Origin of the sequence: Algihabitans albus (assembly GCF_003572205.1) — a bacterium.
GTDB classification, from domain to species: domain Bacteria; phylum Pseudomonadota; class Alphaproteobacteria; order Kiloniellales; family DSM-21159; genus Algihabitans; species Algihabitans albus.
Window position 1 is genome coordinate 150,149 of sequence record NZ_QXNY01000006.1, and the last position, 20,273, is coordinate 170,421.

Annotated in this window: 18 protein-coding genes and 1 riboswitch; of the genes, 10 read left to right on the forward strand and 8 right to left on the reverse strand. The window is 66.3% G+C overall.

Translation table 11 applies throughout. The features are described 5' to 3' along the window. Nucleotides 1-22: 22 nt before the first annotated feature. A riboswitch (cobalamin riboswitch) is annotated at nt 23-234 on the forward strand. Nucleotides 235-290: 56 nt separating this feature from the next. The 3 genes from DBZ32_RS17495 to DBZ32_RS17505 all read left to right on the forward strand — a co-directional run bounded on the left by DBZ32_RS17495 (nt 291) and on the right by DBZ32_RS17505 (nt 3,222). Further along, the gene (locus DBZ32_RS17495) at nt 291-974 is read left to right on the forward strand and encodes an energy-coupling factor ABC transporter permease (RefSeq protein ID WP_119168536.1); all 684 of its coding nucleotides are present in this window, start codon (nt 291-293) and stop codon (nt 972-974) included. A gap of 173 nt (nt 975-1,147) precedes the next feature. Next, a complete protein-coding gene (locus DBZ32_RS17500) occupies nt 1,148-2,347 on the forward strand; it encodes a CaiB/BaiF CoA transferase family protein (protein ID WP_119168537.1) in 1,200 nt (399 codons plus the stop codon). After that, a complete protein-coding gene (locus tag DBZ32_RS17505; protein ID WP_119168538.1) occupies nt 2,344-3,222 on the forward strand; it encodes an FAS1-like dehydratase domain-containing protein in 879 nt (292 codons plus the stop codon). Before DBZ32_RS17500 ends, DBZ32_RS17505 begins: the two co-directional genes overlap by 4 nt. 15 nt (nt 3,223-3,237) lie before the next feature. On the opposite strand, the gene DBZ32_RS17510 is transcribed toward DBZ32_RS17505, so the two are convergent. Further along, complete coding sequence (locus DBZ32_RS17510; protein ID WP_119168539.1) at nt 3,238-3,603, reverse strand: helix-turn-helix domain-containing protein; 366 nt, start codon at nt 3,601-3,603, stop codon at nt 3,238-3,240. A gap of 300 nt (nt 3,604-3,903) precedes the next feature. Beyond that, the gene (locus DBZ32_RS17515) at nt 3,904-4,896 is read right to left on the reverse strand and encodes a mitochondrial fission ELM1 family protein (RefSeq protein ID WP_235830255.1); all 993 of its coding nucleotides are present in this window, start codon (nt 4,894-4,896) and stop codon (nt 3,904-3,906) included. 133 nt (nt 4,897-5,029) lie between these two features. On the opposite strand from DBZ32_RS17515, the gene DBZ32_RS22570 reads away from it, so the two are divergent. Continuing rightward, nucleotides 5,030-5,539, forward strand: coding sequence for an Lrp/AsnC family transcriptional regulator (locus tag DBZ32_RS22570; protein ID WP_268877954.1), 510 nt, complete (start codon nt 5,030-5,032; stop codon nt 5,537-5,539). Between the two features lie 43 nt (nt 5,540-5,582). Here DBZ32_RS22570 and DBZ32_RS17525 read toward each other — a convergent pair whose 3' ends face one another. The 3 genes from DBZ32_RS17525 to gcl form a co-directional block, all read right to left on the reverse strand. Beyond that, nucleotides 5,583-6,497 carry a 2-hydroxy-3-oxopropionate reductase gene (locus tag DBZ32_RS17525; RefSeq protein WP_119168540.1) on the reverse strand — a complete coding sequence of 305 codons (915 nt, stop codon included), beginning with the start codon at nt 6,495-6,497 and terminating at the stop codon, nt 5,583-5,585. Between the two features lie 171 nt (nt 6,498-6,668). Continuing rightward, nucleotides 6,669-7,466: a hydroxypyruvate isomerase gene (gene hyi / locus DBZ32_RS17530; RefSeq protein WP_119168541.1), complete on the reverse strand. Its 798-nt coding sequence runs from the start codon at nt 7,464-7,466 to the stop codon at nt 6,669-6,671. A 50-nt stretch (nt 7,467-7,516) separates the two neighbouring features. Then, the gene (gene gcl, locus DBZ32_RS17535; protein WP_119168542.1) at nt 7,517-9,319 is read right to left on the reverse strand and encodes a glyoxylate carboligase; all 1,803 of its coding nucleotides are present in this window, start codon (nt 9,317-9,319) and stop codon (nt 7,517-7,519) included. A 243-nt stretch (nt 9,320-9,562) separates the two neighbouring features. On the opposite strand from gcl, the gene bhcR reads away from it, so the two are divergent. Beyond that, nucleotides 9,563-10,414: an HTH-type transcriptional regulator BhcR gene (gene bhcR / locus DBZ32_RS17540; RefSeq protein WP_119168543.1), complete on the forward strand. Its 852-nt coding sequence runs from the start codon at nt 9,563-9,565 to the stop codon at nt 10,412-10,414. Here the strand turns inward: bhcR and greA are convergent. Beyond that, nucleotides 10,411-10,887: a transcription elongation factor GreA gene (gene greA, locus DBZ32_RS17545; protein WP_119168544.1), complete on the reverse strand. Its 477-nt coding sequence runs from the start codon at nt 10,885-10,887 to the stop codon at nt 10,411-10,413. The genes bhcR and greA overlap by 4 nt on opposite strands. 104 nt (nt 10,888-10,991) lie before the next feature. Next, a complete protein-coding gene (carB, locus tag DBZ32_RS17550; protein ID WP_119168545.1) occupies nt 10,992-14,252 on the reverse strand; it encodes a carbamoyl-phosphate synthase large subunit in 3,261 nt (1,086 codons plus the stop codon). A gap of 592 nt (nt 14,253-14,844) precedes the next feature. On the opposite strand from carB, the gene DBZ32_RS17555 reads away from it, so the two are divergent. Further along, nucleotides 14,845-15,678, forward strand: a complete 834-nt coding sequence (locus DBZ32_RS17555; protein WP_162906820.1) for a lytic transglycosylase domain-containing protein — start codon at nt 14,845-14,847, stop codon at nt 15,676-15,678. Between the two features lie 253 nt (nt 15,679-15,931). Continuing rightward, nucleotides 15,932-16,819, forward strand: a complete 888-nt coding sequence (locus DBZ32_RS17560) for a 2OG-Fe(II) oxygenase (protein ID WP_208539289.1) — start codon at nt 15,932-15,934, stop codon at nt 16,817-16,819. Here DBZ32_RS17560 and DBZ32_RS17565 read toward each other — a convergent pair. After that, nucleotides 16,816-17,226: an ankyrin repeat domain-containing protein gene (locus tag DBZ32_RS17565; RefSeq protein ID WP_162906821.1), complete on the reverse strand. Its 411-nt coding sequence runs from the start codon at nt 17,224-17,226 to the stop codon at nt 16,816-16,818. The genes DBZ32_RS17560 and DBZ32_RS17565 overlap by 4 nt on opposite strands. Before the next feature lie 89 nt (nt 17,227-17,315). Between DBZ32_RS17565 and DBZ32_RS17570 the strand changes: the two genes are divergently transcribed. From DBZ32_RS17570 to trxB, 3 genes are all read left to right on the forward strand, one after another. Continuing rightward, entirely contained in the window at nt 17,316-18,518 is a 1,203-nt protein-coding gene (locus DBZ32_RS17570) for an aminotransferase class V-fold PLP-dependent enzyme (RefSeq protein ID WP_235830256.1), read from the forward strand. Between the two features lie 11 nt (nt 18,519-18,529). Beyond that, nucleotides 18,530-19,087: an MOSC domain-containing protein gene (locus tag DBZ32_RS17575; protein WP_235830257.1), complete on the forward strand. Its 558-nt coding sequence runs from the start codon at nt 18,530-18,532 to the stop codon at nt 19,085-19,087. Between the two features lie 130 nt (nt 19,088-19,217). After that, a complete protein-coding gene (trxB, locus tag DBZ32_RS17580) occupies nt 19,218-20,177 on the forward strand; it encodes a thioredoxin-disulfide reductase (RefSeq protein ID WP_119168549.1) in 960 nt (319 codons plus the stop codon). Nucleotides 20,178-20,273 lie beyond the last annotated feature (96 nt).

Sequence of the window (20,273 nt, forward strand, 5' to 3'; positions counted from 1 at the left end):
CTTGCTGAGGGACTTCGCCTGCTCTAAGGACTCTCCCGATGGTTCCGCCGGACCGGTCGGCGAGGCGGAGTAATAGGGAACACGGTGCGCCGTCCGAGAGGGCGGCAAGGCCGTGGCTGCCCCCGCAACTGTGAGTGGCGAGCAGACTCCGCAGATCCACTGGCCGTTCGGCCGGGAAGGGCGGACAAGCGCCGAGCCGCGAGCCAGGAGACCTGCCATCTTGAACCGGCACCGGTCGGTGCCATCGACAAGTCTCCCGCACGGTGGGTGCGGCAAGGATGGAGTGAAGCATGCATATCGAACCCGGTGTCGTCGACGGCGCCAAGATCGCGCTCAGCTATGGAACCGGCGCGGTTGCCGTCGGGCTCGCGGCAAAAATGGCGCTGGACACGCTTCGGAACGATGGCGGTGCCGTCGCGCTCGTGGCGCGCTCCATCGCCACCACGGCGCTGGTCTTCTGTTTCTTTGAGGTCCTCCCGCACTATCCGGTGGGCGTGTCGGAAGTTCACTTCATCCTTGGCTCGACACTTTATCTGATCTTCGGCGCCGGTCCGGCGGCGATCGGTCTGGCGGCGGGGCTACTGCTACAGGGGCTCTTGTTCGCGCCCGGCGACCTGCCGCAGTACGCGATGAACGCCACCACGCTGATCGTGCCTCTCTGGTTGATCGGTCTCCTGGCCAAGCGGATCATTCCCGCGCACACGCCCTATGTGGAGATCAAGTACTGGCAGGCTCTCGCGCTGTCCTCGGCCTATCAGGGCGGTATCATCGCCTGGGTGGCCTTCTGGGCCTTCTACGGTCAGGGCTTCGGCGGCGAGAATGTCTCCAACGTCCTGTCCTTCGGGGCGGCTTATGCATTGATTGTACTGGTCGAACCGCTCGCCGACCTCGCCGTTCTCGCAGGTGCCAAAGTACTCGCGCCTCTGGTCGGGAGCGGCTTGCTGTATCGCCGCCTCTATCACCCGGCGACCTGAGCCGTCGCGCCTCCCGACGCCGCACGGCGCTTGGCTTTGAGGAGAAGAGGCGTTCCGCGTCTCCCGGTCGGTGTCCCCTCCTGGCTCCGATCCCGCAGCGGCTTTGCGTCGTCCCTCGCCGGGCTTAGAGTGACCTGCCGCGATAGACGGCGAGACCGTTAGGGGAGGAGGCCGTGACGCCCCACGAGAGGCCGGGCCGCAAGACGCTGCAGGGATTGCTGGTGGTCTCGGTCGAACAGGCCGTGGCCGCGCCCTACTGTGCCTGCAAGCTGGCCGATGCCGGTGCCCGCGTCATCAAGGTGGAGCGGCCGGAAGGCGACTTCGCGCGCGGCTATGACCGGACCGCGAAGGGAGAGAGCGCCTACTTCGTCTGGCTCAATCGCGGCAAGGAGTCCGTGGCGCTCGATCTGAAGGACCCCGAAGACCTCGCGGTGCTGCGGCGCATGATCGACCGCGCCGACGTCTTCATCCAGAACCTGGCGCCGGGCGCGGCGGGACGGCTGGGAATCGGGTCGCAGGCCCTGCGCGAGGCCGATCCGCGGCTGATCACCCTGGATATCTCCGGCTACGGCGAAGAAGGTCCCTATCGCGATATGAAGGCCTACGACCTGCTGATCCAGGCCGAAACGGGCCTTGCCGCGATCACCGGCCATCCGGCGGGACCGGGGCGCGTCGGCGTTTCGGTCTGCGACATCGCTGCCGGCATGTATGGCTATATGGCGGTGTTGGAGGCACTGCTGGAGCGGGCCGGAAGCGGCTGCGGCAAGGCGATCCAGGTGTCCCTGTTCGACGCTCTGGCCGACTGGATGACCGTGCCCTTGCTGCAGCAGAGCCACGGCGGCCAGGCGCCCCGCCGCGTCGGGCTCAACCACCCGTCCATCGCGCCCTACGGCGCCTATGCGGCGGCCGATGGCGAGGTGGTGGTGTCGATCCAGAACGAGCGGGAATGGCATCGCTTCTGCGTGGAGGTTCTGGAGCGTCCGGATCTTGCCGGCGATCCGCGCTTCGCGGATACCTCCGCACGGGTCGCGAACCGCCCGGCCCTCGACGCGGAGATCGCCGCCGTCTGGGGGCGCCTCGAGCGGACCGAAGTCGTCGCGCGGCTGGAGCGGGCGAAGATCGCCTACGGCCGGGTCAACAGCCTGGCCGATCTCGCCGGCCACCCGCAGCTTCGGCGCGCGGTGGTGGCGACGCCGGCCGGGGATCTGGATCTGGTGGCGCCGCCGGCCCGGCTGGTCGGCGAAGCGGTGAACCTGGGCTCCGTTCCGGCATTGGACGAACAGGGCGCCGCCCTGCGCCGCGAATTCGCCGCCGAGCGAGGGCAGGCCGCGGCGCCGCGGGACGCGGCCGCGCAAGGGGAGACCGTTCGATGAGCGAGCAGGTGAGCGAAGACGGCGGCGCGGTACCGTTGGACCTGCGGGACTGGCTCGGCCGTATCCATGTCCGGCACGATACCGCCGGTCTGGATCGGGCGGCGGCGCTGCAGGCGACGCTGGAGTCGCCGGAGGCGTCGCTCTCCCTCGGCGATGCGCTTCCGGAGCTCTGGCATTGGATCTACTTCTGGGATGTGCCGGACCTCTCCGGGACGGGAGCGGACGGCCATGCTGCGAAAGGCCGGTTCTTGCCGCCGATCGACCTGCCGCGCCGCATGTGGGCCGGCAGCCGTCTGACCTGGCTGCGCCCGATCCGCATCGGACTGGCCCTGACCAGGCAGTCGGAGATCGCCGATATCGAGGTGAAACAGGGTCGCAGCGGCCAACTCGCCTTCGTGACCCTGCGCCATATCGTCAGCGACCCGGCCGGCCCGCTGCTGGAGGAGGAGCATGATATCGTCTACCGGGAGGCGGCGAAGCCCGGCCAAGCCTGGCGGCCCGGCGCGCCGAGCGACCGGGAGGCCGTCTGGTCCCGTGAGATCCTGCCGAGCGCGCTGCTGCTGTTCCGCTACTCCGCGCTGACCTTCAACGGTCACCGGATCCACTACGACCGGCCCTATGCGACCGGCGTCGAGGGATATCCCGGCCTGATCGTTCACGGTCCGCTGCTGGCGACCTGCATGGTCGATCTCGCGCGCCGAAACGCGCCCGGCAAGCGCATCGGCGCCTTCCGGTTCCGGGCCTTGGCGCCAGTCTTCGACACCGCGCCCTTCGTCGTCTGCGGCACGCCGGACGAGACCGGCGCCGAGCTTTGGATCGAAGGCCCGAGCCGCGGCCTCTGCATGCAGGGTCGCGTCGACTGGGCGGCGCCTTAGCCTGCCGACGGCGCCTCAGGCGGTCTTCGCGAAAGCCTTGACGAGCTTGACCACCTGATCGCGGACATCGCCCTCGGGGATCGCGTTGATCGCCCGTGCGAGTTCCAGCGTCTGGCGGCTCAGCGGCAGGTCGTCCTTCTGCGCGATGGGTTTGCCGCCGCTGCTACTCAGGCCGTCGAAGAAGTAGCCGACGGCCACGCCCAGCACGTTGGCGACGTCCCAAAGGCGGCTGCCGCCCATGCGATTGGCGCCGCTTTCGTACTTCTGTACCTGTTGGAATGTAATCCCGAGCTTGTCGGCCAGTGCCGACTGGCTCATGCCCAGGGCCACGCGCTTCTCGCGAAGGCGCCGGCCGATATGAACGTCGGTCGGGTGGTACATGCTCGAATAACCCTTCGGTGGTCGGTTGCGGCGCGCCGGAGGTCGACTGGTCTGCGGCAGGCACTCTACCTGGCCGGGATCTTCTCCGCTCGACAACCGGCGAAAGCGATATGTTCAGCCGATTTATAATCGACAAACAAATCCCCAGTGCCATTAAGGATAGAATACGTAGGGTTGCACAATCATGGTGTGTCAAAGTTGTGATGCCACCACGCTAAGGGGTATCCCCTAAATGGCCTATCACATACGATTTTCGAGTCGGTCCCACACGCTATTCGGGCGGATGCCGGTGCTCTACAGCTAGGGTTTACTGTTTATGAGGGGGCGAACTTCTCTCGCAATGCGGGATGTTTCCGCAAGCGGCCGGTAGTCCCAGTGCCCGATTTCCCCGGTAAAGCGGCGCGCGATGCCGGCATCGCGCAAATCGCCGTGGAAGCGGGCGAACTTCGCCGAGCCGCCGGGCAGATCGAAGACGTGCAGGGGCTTGCCGGTGGCCGCGGCCTCGCAGGCCATGTTGACGGAATCGCAAGTCACGACCACCGCGTCCGCCGTGCCGAGAAAGGCGAAGTAGGGATTCTGCGCCCCGCTGCCGTCGTCGAGCCGGCCGGGCAGGTCGTTCAGCGCTCGGCGCAGGGTTTCGATGACGGCCGGGCCGGTGCGGCGTGAGACTGTGACAAGCAAACTGCCGCCGGTCTGCCGCTGCGCTTGGCGGAGTCGGCCGGCGAGGGCTTCGGCTTCCGGCACACCCATCTTGAACACCTTGTTGGTTCCGCCCACCGCGACTGCAATGCGCGGGTGGGGCAGCGACCCCAGTTCCGGCGCCAACGCGTCCTTGGCCGCCGCGAGGCGATCCGGCGTTACGCGGCCCAGCGCGCCGAAGGTAGCGAGCACGTTCGGGCCCTCCAGCCTGTCGTGGCGGGGTACGATCACCAGGTCGAAGCGGTCGAGCGGCTGATAGGGCCGCTGGATGTGGATCGCGAAGGTTCGTGCGCCCCCCGCCCGTGCCGCCGCCCGTATGCCCGCCGAGACGGCGGCGGCGCGGCGGCCGGTGCTGATGACGATGTCGGGCCAGGGCGGCGTCAGCGGTCCGCCCTCGCGCACGGCGACGCAGTTCAAGGGGTTTATCCAGAAGCGGGGCGGCAGCCAGACCCAGGGTTTGCGGGCCGTCAGTCGTTTCATGACGGGGCGCGTGCCCAGTTCCTCGGCGAGGCCGCGCGCCTGGACCTCGATTCCGCTCCGCCCATCGGTAACGACCCAGCAGGAGGCCGTGCCACCGGGTCCTTCAGAGATCACGCCGCCACCGCTCCCCCTGTGCGATCTGCCCTTGAACAGCAGACCGTCATGGGTAATATCCTTGCGCAGAGAAGCCGCAAGGCGGCCAAGTTCTTTCGTTTTTTCACACCATCACCTTGGGAGGCTAGTGGCCGTGCGCCGGGTCAAGCTCGACCGGATCGATTTGCGCATCCTGCGTGACCTGCAGGAAAACGGACGCATGACCAACGTGGAGTTGGCCAAGCGCGCCGGCATCTCCGCTCCACCCTGCCTGCGCCGCGTGCGTGCGCTGGAAGAAGGCGGTTTCATCCGTGGCTACCACGCCGACGTGGCGACCGAACCGCTCGGCTATGAAGTGATGTTCCTAGCGCTTGTCGGACTCGACAGCCAGAACGAATCGGTTCTGCGCACCTTCGAACAGGAAGTCGATAGCTGGCCGGAGGTGCGCGAGTGCCACATGATGCGCGGGCCGCACGACTTCGCGCTCAAGCTGGTGGCGCGCAACACGGCGCACGAGAACGAATTGACCCAGAAGCTGACGGCGGCTCCGCACGTCTCGACGGTGCTGACGCTGCAGGTGATTCGCTCGGCGGTCGACCGCCCCGGCGTGCCGATCGATGCGGAAAACGCACCCTTGGCCGCCGAGGAGTTCGACGAGGTCTAGGCGGAGGTCGACAGGGATCGGAAGGGGCGTCAAAAGCCGTCCGTCACGCTGCCTGTTCCGCCGCCTTGCCCTCTTCGGCGACCGGATGGTTGGCCAGAAGCTCCAGAGCCTTGACCATCGCCGAATGGTCCCAGGCGGCTCCCCCGTTCGCCGCGCAGGCGTTGAACAGCTCCTGGGCCGTCGCCGTGTTCGGCAGACTGACGCCCAGCGCCTTCGCGCCCTGCAGAGCTAGGTTCAGGTCCTTCTGGTGCAGCTCGATCCGGAAGCCGGGATCGAAGGTGCGCTTGATCATGCGCTCGCCATGCACCTCCAGGATACGCGAGGCGGCGAGCCCGCCCATCAGCGCCTGACGCACCTTGGCCGGATCGGCTCCGGCCTTGGACGCGAAGACCAGAGCTTCGCCCACCGCCTCGATGGTCAGCGCCACGACGATCTGGTTGGCCACCTTGGTGGTCTGGCCGACGCCGTTACCGCCGACCAGCGTGATGTTCTTGCCCATGGTCTCGAAGATCGGCTTGGCCCGGTCGAAGGCCGCTTGCGGCCCGCCGACCATGATGGTCAGGCTGGCGGCCTTGGCCCCGACCTCGCCGCCGGAGACCGGGGCGTCCAGATAGTGACAGTCGAGCGCTTCGATCTTCTCGGCGAAGACCTTGGTTTCGATCGGGGAGATCGAACTCATGTCGACGACCAGCTTGCCTGCGCTCAGCCCCTCGGCGACGCCCTTCGCGCCGAATAGGGCCGCTTCGACCTGTGGCGTGTCGGGCACCATGGTGACGATGACGTCGCTGGCGGCGGCCACTGCCTTGGCGTCGTCCAGGATAGTCAGGCCCTTGTCCAGCAGCTCCTGTGGCGCCGGCGAGCGGTGCAGGCAACTGGCGACGGCATAGCCGGCGTCGAGCAGGTGGCCGGCCATGGGCGCGCCCATGATGCCGAGGCCGATAAAACCGATTTTTTCCATTTTGGACGTCTCCCTTACGAGGCTTGTTCTGTTTCTAGTGCGCGATCGCGGTAGGGGAAAGCGGGTTCGCTTCCGCCGATCGTCAGAAACGGACTCTGATCTTTCGACTCTGGATCGGAGTCTACGGAATCGCCGGACCGACCCAGTGGGTCCGCCTGATCGCTCTCCGGTCTAGGCCGCGGCCGCCGTCTGGGCCATAGCGCTGCGCAACCAGCCGAGCCCGGCTTCGGTGCCGGCCGCCGGCTTGTACTCGCAGCCGATCCATCCCCGATAGCCCAGGCCGTCGAGATGGGCGAAGAGAAAGGGGTAGTTGATTTCGCCGCTGCCGGGCTCGTGCCGGCCCGGAGTATCGGCCAACTGGATATGCGCGATGCGGTCGAGGTGAGCCGACAGCGTCGGGGCGAGATCGCCCTCCATGATCTGCATGTGGTAGATGTCGTACTGCAAGAAGAGGTTCGGGGAGCCGACCTTCGCGATGATGTCGAGCGCCTGCCGCGTGCGGTTCAGAAAGAAGCCGGGGATGTCGCGGGTGTTGATCGGCTCGATCAGCAGCTTGATCCCGGCCGCGTCCAGCTTCTCCGCCGCGTAGGCGAGGTTGGCGACGAAGGTCGCCTCCAGCTCCGCCGGGTCGGCCTCGGGCGGCGCGATGCCGGCCAGGCAGTTGACTTGGCGGCAGCCCAGAGCCGTGGCGTAGGCAATGGCCTGCTCGACGCCGGCGCGGAACTCTTCGGTCCGTTCGGGCAGGACGGCGATGCCGCGTTCGCCCGCCCCCCAATCGCCGGCGGGCAGGTTGTGAAGGACCTGGGTCAACCCCTGTTCCTTCAGTCTGGCGGCCAGGTCCCCGGCCGGAAAGTCGTAGGGGAAGAGGTATTCCACCCCCTCGAAGCCGGCCGCCGCGGCGGCGGCGAACCGCTCCAGGAACTCGAGCTCGGTGAAGAGCATGCTCAGATTGGCCGCGAACTTGGGCATGACGGATCTCCCTTATGTGTCTTTTCGGTTTCTTTCCTTGTCGAACACCGCTATTCGGCCGGTTCGAGCATCTTCCCGGCCTCGGCCTGCGTGTCTTCCGCAGGCAGATCCAGAGTGTCCTCGAATTCCTTGATCGCGTCGATCTCCGTGCCCATGGCGATGTTGGTCACCCGCTCCAGCATGAACTCTATCACCACCGGCACCCGATGCTCGGCCATCAGGGCCTTGGCGCGGGCGAAGGCTTCCTGGAACTCGTTCGGACTTCTGACCCGCAAGGCTTTGCAGCCCAGTCCCTCCGCGACGGCGACGTGATCCACACCATAGGCGGCGGTCGCCTCGTCCTCCGCCCGGCCGTTGATGTTGTCGAAGGCCAGACTGACCTCGAAGTCCATCTCGAAGTTCCGCTGCGCCTGGCGGATCAGTCCCAGATAGGCGTTGTTCACCACCACGTGCAGGTAGGGCAGCTTATGCTGGGCGCCGACCGCCAGCTCCTCGATCAGGAACTGGAAGTCGTAGTCGCCGGACAGGGCGACGACGTCGCGCTCCGGGTCGGCGGCCCGCACCCCCAACGCCGCCGGCAGGGTCCAGCCGAGCGGACCGGCTTGGCCGCAGTTGATCCAGTTGCGCGGCTTGTAGACTCTCAGGAACTGGGCCCCGGCGATCTGCGACAGGCCGATTGAGGTGACGTAGCAGGTGTCGCGCCCGAAGGCCTCGTTCATCTCCTCGTAGATGCGCTGGGGCTTGAGGGGCATCTGGTCGAAGTGGGTCTTGCGTTGCAGCGTGCGCTTGCGCGCCAGGCAGCTCGCCGCCCAGTCGCTACGGTCCTTGAGGTTGCCCGCCGCGGCCCGCTCCCGCGCCACCTCGACGAAGGTCTCGAGCGCCGCCCCGGCGTCGGAGACGATGCCGTAGTCGGGCGCGAAGACTCGGCCGATCTGTGTCGGTTCGATATCGACATGCACGAAGGTCCGGCCCTTGGTGTAGGTCTCGATCGAGCCGGTGTGCCGGTTGGCCCAGCGATTGCCGATGCCGAGCACGAAGTCGGACTCGAGGAAGTTGGCATTGCCGTAGCGGTGACTGGTCTGCAGCCCGCACATGCCGGCCATCAGGTCATGGTCGTCGGGGATCGTGCCCCAGCCCATCAACGTGGGGATCACCGGAATGCCGGTGATTTCCGCGAACGCGACCAGCAGATCGCTGGCGTCGGCGTTGATGATGCCGCCGCCGGCGACGATGACCGGACGCTCCGCCGTTTGCGCCATCTCCAGCGCCCTCTCGATCTGCTGGCGGGTCGCGGCGGGCTTGAATGCGGGCAGGGGCTCATAGGTCTCGATATCGAAGTCGATCTCGGCGAGCTGCACGTCGACCGGCAGGTCGACCAGCACCGGACCGGGCCGGCTGGAGCGCATCAGGTGACAGGCCTTCTGCAGGGCCATCGGCACCAGGTAGGGTTCCATCACCGTGACCGCCCACTTGGTGACCGGCGCGGCGATGGCGGCGATGTCCACCGCCTGGAAATCTTCCTTGTCCAGCTTCGCGCGCGGTGCCTGGCCGGTGATGCAGAGGATCGGAATGGAGTCGGCGATGGCCGAGTAGAGGCCCGTGATCATGTCGGTACCCGCCGGCCCGGAGGTTCCGATGCACAGTCCGATGTTGCCCGCCTTGGCGCGGGTGAAGCCCTCGGCCATGTGGGAAGCCCCTTCGACGTGCCGGGCCAGGATGTGGCGGATCCCCCCTTGCTTCTTCATCGCGGAGTAGAGCGGATTGATGGCGGCTCCCGGCACCCCGAAAGCCGTCGTCAGGCCCTCCTTTTCCAACACCAGAACCGCAGCGTCGACGGCGCGCATCCTCGTCATGGTCGTGACCTCCCAGGTCGTGTTCGGCCGGGTGCGACGCTCCGGCCTTGTGAACGTTGCCTGGATTATGGAGAGGCTTTGTGGGCGTTGCAATTTTTTCAGAAAACTTTTCCATATATTGGAAAAATCACGTTAGGCATTGAATCGACATGGAAAACGCATTTTTCAGATTTCTCGTTTTCCGGTGAGTAAAAATTTTTTCCAATGTTAGACTCGACCTGTTCGGCGTCCGGGGAGGGTTTCATGGCGACTCACGGAAAGCGGTCGCGGGGCCGGCCACGCAGCGAAGAAGGCGGGGCCGGGCAGGGCAAGGTTCAGTCTCTGGATCGCGCCATTACGCTCTTGAAGCTGGTCTCGGAAGGCAGCGGTCTGTCCTTGACCGAGGTCTCCGACGCGGCCGGTCTGGCGCCCTCGACGGCCTACCGCATGCTGACCACCCTGCAGCAACACGGCATGGTCGAGTTCGACGAGATCAATCAGCTCTGGTTCGTCGGGGTCGAGACCTTCCGCATGGGCACGACCTTCCTGCGCCGCCGTAAGCTGGTCGAGCGCGGACGGACCGTTATCCAGCTCCTGATGCAGGAGACCGGGGAAACCGCCAATCTTGCGGTTGCCGACGAGGAGGCGGTGGTCTTCGTCAGTCAGGTCGAGACGCACGAGGCGATCCGTGCCTTCTTTCGTCCCGGAACCCGCAGTCCCTATCACGCCTCGGGGATCGGCAAGGCTATCCTGGCCTACCGCGCGCCGGAACAGGTGGAGCGCCTGATTGCCCGTTGCGGACTGGAGGGCTTCACGGAGAAGACTCTCACCAGCGCGGCGGCGCTTGCCGACGATCTGACGGCTGTCCGGGGACGCGGCTTCGCCATCGATGACGAGGAGCGCAATCCCGGCATGCGCTGCGTCGCAGCCCCTGTGTTCAATGAGTTCGAGGAGCCGATCGGCGGTGTGTCGGTCTCCGGCCCTTCCGTGCGCGTCACGGACGCACGCGCCGAAACCTATGGCCCGCGCGTCCGCGCAGCCGGTCAGGAGATCACGCAGGCCATGGGGGGCCGCTGGCCGGACGCCGACGTCGGAGCCGGCGGCAGCCCAAGCTAGATGAAGGCAACCTTAAGAATTTCATAGGCCTTGGCGCCCTTCGGCGTTGCGACCTCGACGGAATCGCCTTCCGTCTTGCCGACCAGTGCGCGGGCGATCGGGCTGGTGACGGCGATCTTGCCGTCCTTAACGTCCGCTTCCAGTTCGCCGACGATCTGATAGGTCATCTTTTCGTCGGTGTCTTCGTCGACAACCGTGACGGTCGCGCCGAACTTGACGGTGTCGCCGGACAGTTTCGTGGGGTCGATGACCTGGGCGCGGCTGATCTTGTCCTCCAACTCGCCCACCCGGCCCTCGATGAAGGACTGGCGCTCGCGGGCGGCGTGGTACTCAGCGTTCTCCGACAGATCGCCGTGTTCGCGCGCTTCGGCGATCGCCTTGATCACGTCCGGGCGGGCCTGGGTCTTTAGCTGCTTCAGTTCCACCTCCAGGCGTTCGAAGCCTTCGGCGGTCATGGGAAACTTCTCGGTCATGGCGATACCTGTCACCAGAAGTGGCGTTGTCCGTTCGAAAAGGGGGTATTTTGACAGAAGAAACCCATCCGCGCGCCACTCTTTCAGAGGCGCTCAGTAGGGGGTCAGAACGATCCCACAAAGTAAGACTGTAGAGGCGCGACTTCAAGCTGGCCGGACTTCAGGGCCGCGATCGCCTGTACCGCCGCATCCGCACCCGCAATGGTCGTGTAGTAGGGGATTCCGTTCGTCAGGGCCGTCCGTCGGATCGAGAAGGAGTCGGCGATCGCCTTGGCGTCCTCCGTGGTGTTGAAGACCAGCTGCACGCCGCCATCGATGATGCGGTCGACCACATGGGGCCGGCCCTCGCGCACCTTGTTGACCGCCTCGACCGGCTGACCCTGGTTGGCCAGGAACGCGGCCGTACCGCTGGTGGCGACGATGTCGAAGCCGAGATCCGAAAGCTCGGCCGCCAGCTTCGCCGCCGCCGGCTTGTCCTCGTCCCGCACCGACAGGAACGCGGTGCCCTTGCGCGGCAGCTCGACGCCGGCGCCGAGCTGCGCCTTGAGGAAGGCTTTCGCGAAGTCGCTGTCGAGGCCCATCACCTCGCCGGTAGACTTCATCTCCGGCCCCAGCACCACGTCGACGCCGGGGAAGCGCGCGAAGGGAAAGACGGCTTCCTTGACCGCGATGTGACGGCGCTTGGCTTCCGGGATGGCGAAGCCGCGCAGTTTTTCGCCCGCCATGACGCGCGCGGCGATCTTGGCGATGGGGACGCCGGTCGCCTTGGCGACGAAGGGGACGGTCCGGCTGGCCCGCGGGTTGACCTCCAGAATGTAGATTTCGCCGCCGCGCACCGCGAACTGGACGTTCATCAGGCCGACGACTTCCAGTCCCTTCGCCAGCAGGCGCGTCTGCCGGGCGATCTCCGTCTGGATCTCGGTCGAGAGCGAGTGAGGCGGCAGCGCGCAGGCCGAGTCGCCGGAATGAATCCCGGCCTCCTCGATGTGCTCCATGATACCGGCGACATAGACCTCCTCGCCGTCGCTGACGGCATCCACGTCCACCTCGATGGCATCCGAAAGGTAGCTGTCGAGCAGCACCGGATTGCGCCCGGACACCCGCACGGCGGTCGCGATGTAGTCGTCCAACTCCTGCTGGTCGTGGACGATGCGCATGGCCCGCCCGCCCAGCACGTAGGAGGGGCGCAGCAGCACCGGATAGCCGATCTCGGCGGCCACCTTGCGCGCCTCCTCGACCGTCGTGGCCGTGCTGTTGGCCGGCTGCTTCAGCTCCAGCGTCCTGAGCAGTTGCTGGAAGCGGCGCCGATCCTCGGCCAGGTCGATGGCATCCGGCGAGGTGCCGAGGATCGGAATTCCGGCGGTCTCCAGGTCCTCGGCCAGCTTCAGCGGCGTCTGCCCGCCGAACTGCACGATGGCGCCCTTGAGGGTACCCTTGGCCTGTTCGGCGCGGGCGATCTCGATGACGTCCTCGGCGGTCAGCGGTTCGAAATAGAGACGGTCGGAGGTGTCGTAGTCGGTCGAGACCGTCTCCGGGTTGCAGTTGACCATGATGGTCTCGAAGCCGGCTTCCTTCAGGGCGTAGGCGGCATGGACGCAGCAGTAGTCGAATTCGATGCCTTGGCCGATGCGGTTCGGGCCGCCGCCCAGGATCATCACCTTCGTGCGGTCGGTCGGTTCGGCCTCGCAGGCCGGCGGCGCCCAGCCGTCGCCCTCGTAGGCCGAGTACATGTAGGGGGTCAACGAGGGGAACTCGCCGCCGCAGGTGTCGATCCGCTTGTAGACGGGGCGCACGTCGCGTGCGTGCCGGGCGGCCGCGACCACCTGGACGTCGACACCGGTCAACTTGGCCAGGCGCGCGTCGGAAAATCCCATTTTTTTGAGCCGCAGGAGCCCGAGAGCGTCCTCCGGCAGGCCGTCGCGGACCACGACTGCCTCGGCTGCGACGATCTCCTCGATCTGGCGCAGGAACCAGGGATCGTACTTTGTCGCCTGCCGGATCTGCTCCAGGTTCAGGCCGTCGCGGAACGCCTGGGCCACGCTCAAGGCCCGGTCGGGCAGGGGCTTTGCCAGGTGGATCGCAACCGCTTCCCTGTCGAGGCTGCCGTCGGGGCCGCGCGTACCCGGAATCTCGATCTCGTCGAAGCCTTCGAGACCCGTCTCCATGGAGCGCAGCGCCTTCTGAAGCGCCTCCTGCAGGCAGCGGCCGATCGCCATCGCCTCGCCGACCGATTTCATGGAGGTGGTCAGCGACGGCTCGGAGCCCGGGAATTTCTCGAAGGTGAAGCGCGGCATCTTGACGACCACGTAGTCGATGGTCGGCTCGAAGGAGGCCGGCGTCACTTTCGTGATGTCGTTGGTCAGCTCGTCCAGGGTGTAACCGACGGCCAGTTTGGCCGCGATCTTGGCGATCGGGAAGCCGGTCGCCTTGGAGGCGAGGGCGGAGGAGCGCGAGACCCGGGGGTTCATCTCGATCACCACCAGCTCGCCGCTGGCCGGATTGACCGCGAACTGCACGTTGGAGCCGCCGGTATCCACGCCGATCTCGCGCAGACAGGCGATCGAGGCGTCGCGCATCAGCTGATATTCCTTGTCGGTCAGCGTCAGCGCGGGCGCCACCGTTACGGAGTCGCCGGTGTGGATGCCCATGGGATCGATGTTCTCGATGGAGCAGACGATGATGCAGTTGTCCGCGCGGTCGCGGACCACCTCCATCTCGTACTCTTTCCAGCCCAGAACCGACTGTTCGATGAGGCAGCTGTTGGTCGGGCTGGCGCGCAGGCCGCCGCGCACGATCTCCTCGAATTCCTCGCGATTGTAGGCGATCCCGCCGCCTGTCCCGCCGAGCGTGAAGGAGGGCCGGATGATCGCCGGCAGGCCGGTCTTCTCCAAGGCCGCCACCGCTTCCTCATAGTCGGTGATGACGACGCTGACGGGACTCTTCAGGCCGATGGCATCCATCGCCTCGCGGAAACGCTGACGATCCTCGGCCTTGTCGATCACGTCGGCGTCGGCCCCGATCATCTCGACGCCGTACTCCTCCAGCACGCCGCTACGGAACAGCTCGAGCGAGGTGTTCAGTGCCGTCTGTCCGCCCATCGTCGGCAGCAGCGCATCGGGCCGCTCCTTCTCGATCACCTTGGCCACCACCTCGGGCGTGATCGGCTCGATGTAGGTGGCGTCGGCCAGACCGGGATCGGTCATGATCGTGGCTGGGTTCGAGTTCACCAGGATCACCCGGTAACCCTCCTCCCGCAGGGCCTTGCAGGCCTGGGCGCCGGAGTAGTCGAATTCGCAAGCCTGGCCGATGATGATGGGGCCGGCTCCGACGATCAGGATGGATTGGATATCGGTACGTTTCGGCATGAGGTCTTTGCGGCAGGTGTTTCGGGACAGGCAGGAATTTCAGGTCAGGCTGCGGTTTCGGATCGGGCTGGTCGCGCTCGCAGGGCCCCTCGCCGGAAGCGCGCTTCGCCGCGCCGGCAGGAGCCCGAAATCGGTTGGTCTGTGCTGAAGGCAGGCCTATGCCATGCGCGCGCGCGCTTGGGAAGAGGCAAGAGCGAGAGTCCGGCCGGGCAGCCCAAGGAAACCTGCGAGGCACCAAAGAAAAAAGGGCCGTGCCAGAAGGCACGGCCCAAGTTTAGGGAGGAAACGCCCTTAGAGACGTACGACAGAGCAGCAGCGGACGGTGCCGCCCATGTCGCACTGCACAATTTGGGCTTCGTCCGTCGACTTGGCAAGGGAAAAAGCTATCACGCTGATCTAGCTGAAATTCTCTTTCTGTAACGTGGCATTTAGAGAACACCATTGCCACCGTCGCATGCTGCAATGCAGCAGAAATATGGCGAATCAAGGGTTTGGCGGAGACACGCCTGGATTTGGCAGGAACCGAACGGAGATTGGCACGCGGTTTGCTGCGGTTTCTTCGAAAACGCGCGCCGCGATCCGGGAGAAGACCATGCTCGGCCTCACGTTTGGACTTCCATTCGGCCTCAAGCCACAGATCGGACCACAGACCCGAACACCGATCGGACGGGGCCTTTTGGCGCTGACCCTCGCCTGCGCCACCGCTGCCCTGGCGACTCCCGCCTTGGCGACCCTCGAAGCGCCGAAATCCGGCGGAATTCCTGCCGGAGTCGCAGACGAGGGTCCCGGGCCGGTCCCTGGCGGCATCCCTCATGTTCAGCCGCTTTCGCCGTGGGAGCTCTGCGGCCGGAACATCGCGGCGGCCGAGCAGCTCTTGAATCTGCCGAAACACCTGCTGACCGCCCTTTCCCGCACCGAGTCGGGCCGTTGGAGCCGGGAGCGGCAGGCACATCTTGCCTGGCCCTGGACGGTCATGGCCGAGGGCAAGGGGCGTTATCTGCCGACCAAGGCCGCCGCCATCGCCGAAGTCGAGTCGCTGAAGGCCCGTGGGGTGCGCAACATCGACGTTGGCTGCATGCAGATCAATCTGCACTTCCATCCCGATGCCTTCGAGTCGATCACGCAGGCTTTCGACCCGGCCTTCAATGTCGCCTATGCGGCGAAGTTTCTGACTGATCTGCGGGCCAAGACTAATAGCTGGACCAAGGCCATCGGGCGCTATCACTCCGCCACGCCGGCTTTCGCCAACCGCTACCGCGGTAAGGTGTTCCGCTACTGGAACGAGGAAAAGCGCCTCGCCGCCCAGGCGGCGCGGGAAGCCCGCCGTGCTGCGCGCGAGGCTGCGAAGGCCCAAGCGTCGGCCGTCTCGCTCGACGCGCATTTGGCCGGTCTTGCCGATCAGGCGGCTCCCGGCGCCATCCGTTAAGGCCGCCAAGCCGGCGGTCGTTCGCCCGGCCCGACGGGTGACTCCGGCCCGATCGACCAGTCTGTCGAAAGGCTTCGGGCGAGGTCAGGTCCAGGCCAACGGCTGTCGCCGCCCGTACCGGCCTCCCCGACCCCGCGCGAGGCGTGGGGTTTTCACGCAATGCGATTCAAATATTGAATAAAGACAATCTTTCGCTGTATCATCAACCATAAGCTGCGCAATTAAGCGCACAAGCACGCAGGGGGATGCAGCCGTGGCGACCGTCGATGTCAGCGTTCCATCGGAAGCGAAGCCGAGTTCCGACTTCTTCTACTTTTCCCGAGAGGCCATGCGGGACCTTGGTCTCAGGCATGCCGAGGCGTTTCAGAGCGCCAAGCCCTTTCCTCACGTCGTCATCGACGACTTCCTGCCGCTCGAGGTGGCCCGGCGGATCGCCTCGACCTTCCCGGACAGCGCCTATCCAGGCTGGCGTCTCACGGGGCCCGGGGACGCGAAACACAGCAACGATCGCCGGATCGAGAAGCTGACCACGGGCAATGAGGAAACCTTTCCGCCCTACATCCGCCATGTGATGTACGGGTTGCAGTCCGGCGTCTTCTGCGACTTCCTCAGCCGTTTGACGGGGATCGAGTTTCTGTCCCCCGATCCGGGATTCCACGGCTGCGGTCTGCACTCGACCGGCCGGGGGGGCCGCCTGATGGTGCACGTCGACGCCTCGCGCCACCCGGACAAGAAGATGTCCCAGGTGATCAACTGCCTTTACTACTGCACGCCGGACTGGAAGCCGGAGTACGGCGGCGCGCTGGAGCTCTGGAACGAGGACGCCAGCGCCTGCGTGACCAAGATCGAACCCCTGTTCAACCGCATGGCGGTTTTCTTCACGGGCCGGCGCTCCTTCCACGGCCATCCGCATCCGCTCGCCTGTCCGGACGGCCTGCGCCGCAACTCTCTGGCGACCTACTACTACACGACGGACGAGACCAAGGCGGATATCGACTACACCAACTATGTGCAGTGGGTGGCGACGAACGAACACGATGCTGCCTCCCTGCAGCACCGTGTGAAAAGCAGGATGCGCAAGCACCTTCCTGCATCCGTCGTCAACCGGGCCGCGACCTGGGTCCGGCGTTTGAAGAGCTAGCTTCTGGCGGCGAAAAGCTCGGCCTGAACCTCTGTCGCGTTGGGGCACCAGTCGGCCCACTTGTGGGCGTCGAAGCCCCAGCGGTTGCTGTGTGCGACGTCGGCACCGGCCGTCAGCAGCCGCTTGACGATCTTGAGGTGGCCGCGCGCGGCGGCGATCATCAGCGGCGTGTTGCCGGCGTCGCTGGCGCGCTCCACCTCGGCACCGCGTTCCAGCAGGCCCTCGACCAGGACCGGATCGCCCTTGCCGGCGGCGTAGTAAAGCAGACTGCAGCCCCAGCGGTCGCGGGCGTTGACGCTCGAAGACGCGTCCTTGTCGGCCGCCGCCCCGGCCTCGTCCAGCGCGGCGAAGAGCGCGTCTGTCTCGCCCCTCTCCAGAAAGTGAAAGAGGTCAGGGCTCTCTGCCATCGCGACGGTTTCCTCCAAAAGCTCTTTCCGGTTATTCCCAGGCCTACGGCCCTGCGTCAAGCGCAGGCCGGCAACGGGAGCACCGCCTTATGAGTCCAACTTCGACCGCGAGCGTCATGGAGTCCATCGATCTTGCCCGCGTGCGCGCCGAGACGCCCGGCTGTGCCAAGGTCGCCCACTTCAATAACGCCGGTGCGGCCCTGATGCCGACACCGGTGGTCGAGGCGCAGATCGCCCATCTGCGGCGCGAGGCCGAGATCGGCGGCTACGAGGCCAGGGCCGAGGCCGCCGAGCGGTTGGACAGCGTCTACGGCTCCATCGGCCGTCTGCTGAACTGCGGTGCCGAGGAGATCGCGCTGGTCGAGAACGCCACGGTGGCCTGGAACCTGGCCTTCCAGGCTTTCGACTGGCAGCCGGGGGACAAGGTTCTGACGGCCGAAGCTGAATATGCCTCGAACTACATCGCCTATTTGCATGCGCGGCAGCGCCGCGGCATCGAGGTGGTCGCCGTGCCGAGCGACGCCAGCGGGCAGGTCGACCTGGAGGAACTGGAGCGCCGGATCGACCCCAAGGTCAAGCTGATCGCCATCACCCATGTGCCGACCAACGGCGGTCTGGTCAATCCGGCGGCGGCGGTCGGCCGGATCGCCCGCGCCAAGGGCATTCCCTTCCTGCTCGACGCCTGCCAATCTACGGGTCAGTTGGATATCGACGTAGAGGCCATCGGCTGCGACCTGCTGTCGGCGACCGGGCGCAAGTATCTGCGGGCGCCGCGCGGGACCGGTTTTCTCTATGTCCGGCGCAGCCTGCTCGAGCGGCTGGACCCGCCCTTTCCCGATTTGCGGTCGGCCCGTTGGGAGGCCCCGGACCGCTTCGTCTGGTACGACGGCGCCCGCCGCTTCGAGAACTGGGAGTTCAACTATGCCGCAGTCCTCGGCCTGGGCGCGGCGGTGGACTACGCGCTGGACTTGGGCCTGCCGGCCATCGAGGCCCGCGTGACGGCCCTGGCGGCGGAGCTGCGCGAGCGCCTGGGGGCCGTCTCCGGTATCGAGGTGACGGATCTTGGCGAGACGCGCTGCGGCCTCTGCACCTTCACCATTGCAGGCCGGGAGGCCAGCGACGTTGCCGCCAAGCTGCGCAACCAGGCGATCAACCTTTCCGTCAGCGATCCCAACGGCACGCTGCTCGACGCCACCCGGCGCGGCCTGCCGGACCTGGTCCGTGCCAGCGTCCACTACTACAACGACGCCGAGGAGATGGACCGCCTGATCGCCGCTCTCGCGGCCCTCTAGGAGCCTGGAAGATGCCGTTGCAGATGAAAGCTGCCGAAGTTGTGGCGGTCGCCGCCCGTGCCGGCCATCGCTTCAGCAAGACCCTGCGGCCGGAGATCCGTCTGCTGGCCGGCCTCGGCGTCGAGGGCGATGCGCACAAGGGCGCCACGGTCAAGCATCGCTCCCGCGTGGCACGCGACGCCGGTCAGCCGAACCTGCGCCAGGTTCATCTGGTTCATGCCGAGCTGTTCGACGTCCTGGCGGGCAGGGGCTTCGGCGTGAAGCCGGGCGATATCGGCGAAAACGTCACGACCCGAAATCTCGACCTTCTCGCCCTGCCGACCGGGGCGCGGCTTCGGATCGGCGAGAAGGCGCTGGTCGAGGTCACCGGCCTGCGCAACCCCTGCGCCCAGCTCGATGTCTTTCAGCCCGGCCTGATGAAGGCCGTTCTGGACCGCGACTCCGACGGTGCCCTGATCCGCCTCGCCGGCGTCATGGGTGTCGTGATCGCCGGCGGCAGGGTGCGTCCCGGCGATGCCATCGCCGTGGAGCTGCCGGCCGGGGCGCGGCAAAACCTGCAGCCGGTCTAGCGGGCGGTCCCAACCGCTTTTCGGCGGCCTGTGACGGCGCGCCACACCGCTGGACTTGTGACGAGGCGGTGCTTGTGAGGCGGCGGCGCACTGCTTAATCTAACGGCTTGCCAGAATGGGGAGGTTCGTCATGGCCGAGTCGCGCCACGTCCAGGTTTTGATCGTCGGGTCCGGTGCCGCGGGTCTGACCGCCGCGATCTATACGGCCCGCGCCAACCTGAAGCCCGTGGTCCTGGCCGGCCTTCAGCCGGGCGGCCAGATGACGATCACCACTGATGTCGAGAACTATCCCGGCTTTGCCGACGTGATCCAGGGGCCCTGGCTGATGGAGCAGATGTCCAAGCAGGCCGAACACGTCGGCGCGGAGCTGCTCTACGACCTGGCGACCGAGGTCGATCTCGACCGCCGCCCCTTCGTCGTGCGCTGCGACAGCGGTGCGACGCTGACCGCCGATGCGCTGATCGTCGCGACCGGCGCCTCGGCGCGCTGGCTGGGCCTGGAGAGCGAGCAGACCTTCAACGGGCGCGGCGTCTCGGCCTGCGCGACCTGCGACGGCTTCTTCTATCGCGACAAGGAGGTCTGCGTGGTCGGCGGCGGCAACACCGCCGTGGAGGAGGCGCTCTATCTCGCCAACATCGCCAGCAAGGTCACCCTGATTCACCGCCGCGACAGCCTGCGCGCCGAAAAGATCATGCAGGACCGTCTTTTCAAGCACCCCAAGGTCATGGTGGTCTGGGACCACGTGGTGGAGGAGGTGCTGGGCGACGAGATGGGCGTGACGGGGGTCCGTGCGAAGAACGTCAAGACCGGCGCCACCCAGGACATCGCCTGTCACGGCTTCTTCGTCGCCATCGGCCACGACCCGGCCACGGCCTTCGTCAAGGGCAAGCTGCCGATGGACGAGGAGGGCTACATCCTGGCCGAGTCGGGCTCCACCAGGACGGCGATCCCCGGCGTCTTTGCCGCCGGCGACTGCGTGGACAAGGTATTTCGCCAGGCCGTCACGGCTGCCGGCATGGGCTGCATGGCGGCGCTGGAGGCGGAAAAGTATCTGGCGGCGCTGGGCGATCAGGCGGTCGCCGCCGAGTAGCGCGCGCAATCGCAGCTTCGCCGCGCGCGGAGCGGTGGGGTGGGGCGTCCAGCTTCGCCGGGCTGGGCTTTTAGCTCTTCCAACTTCTATAGTTAG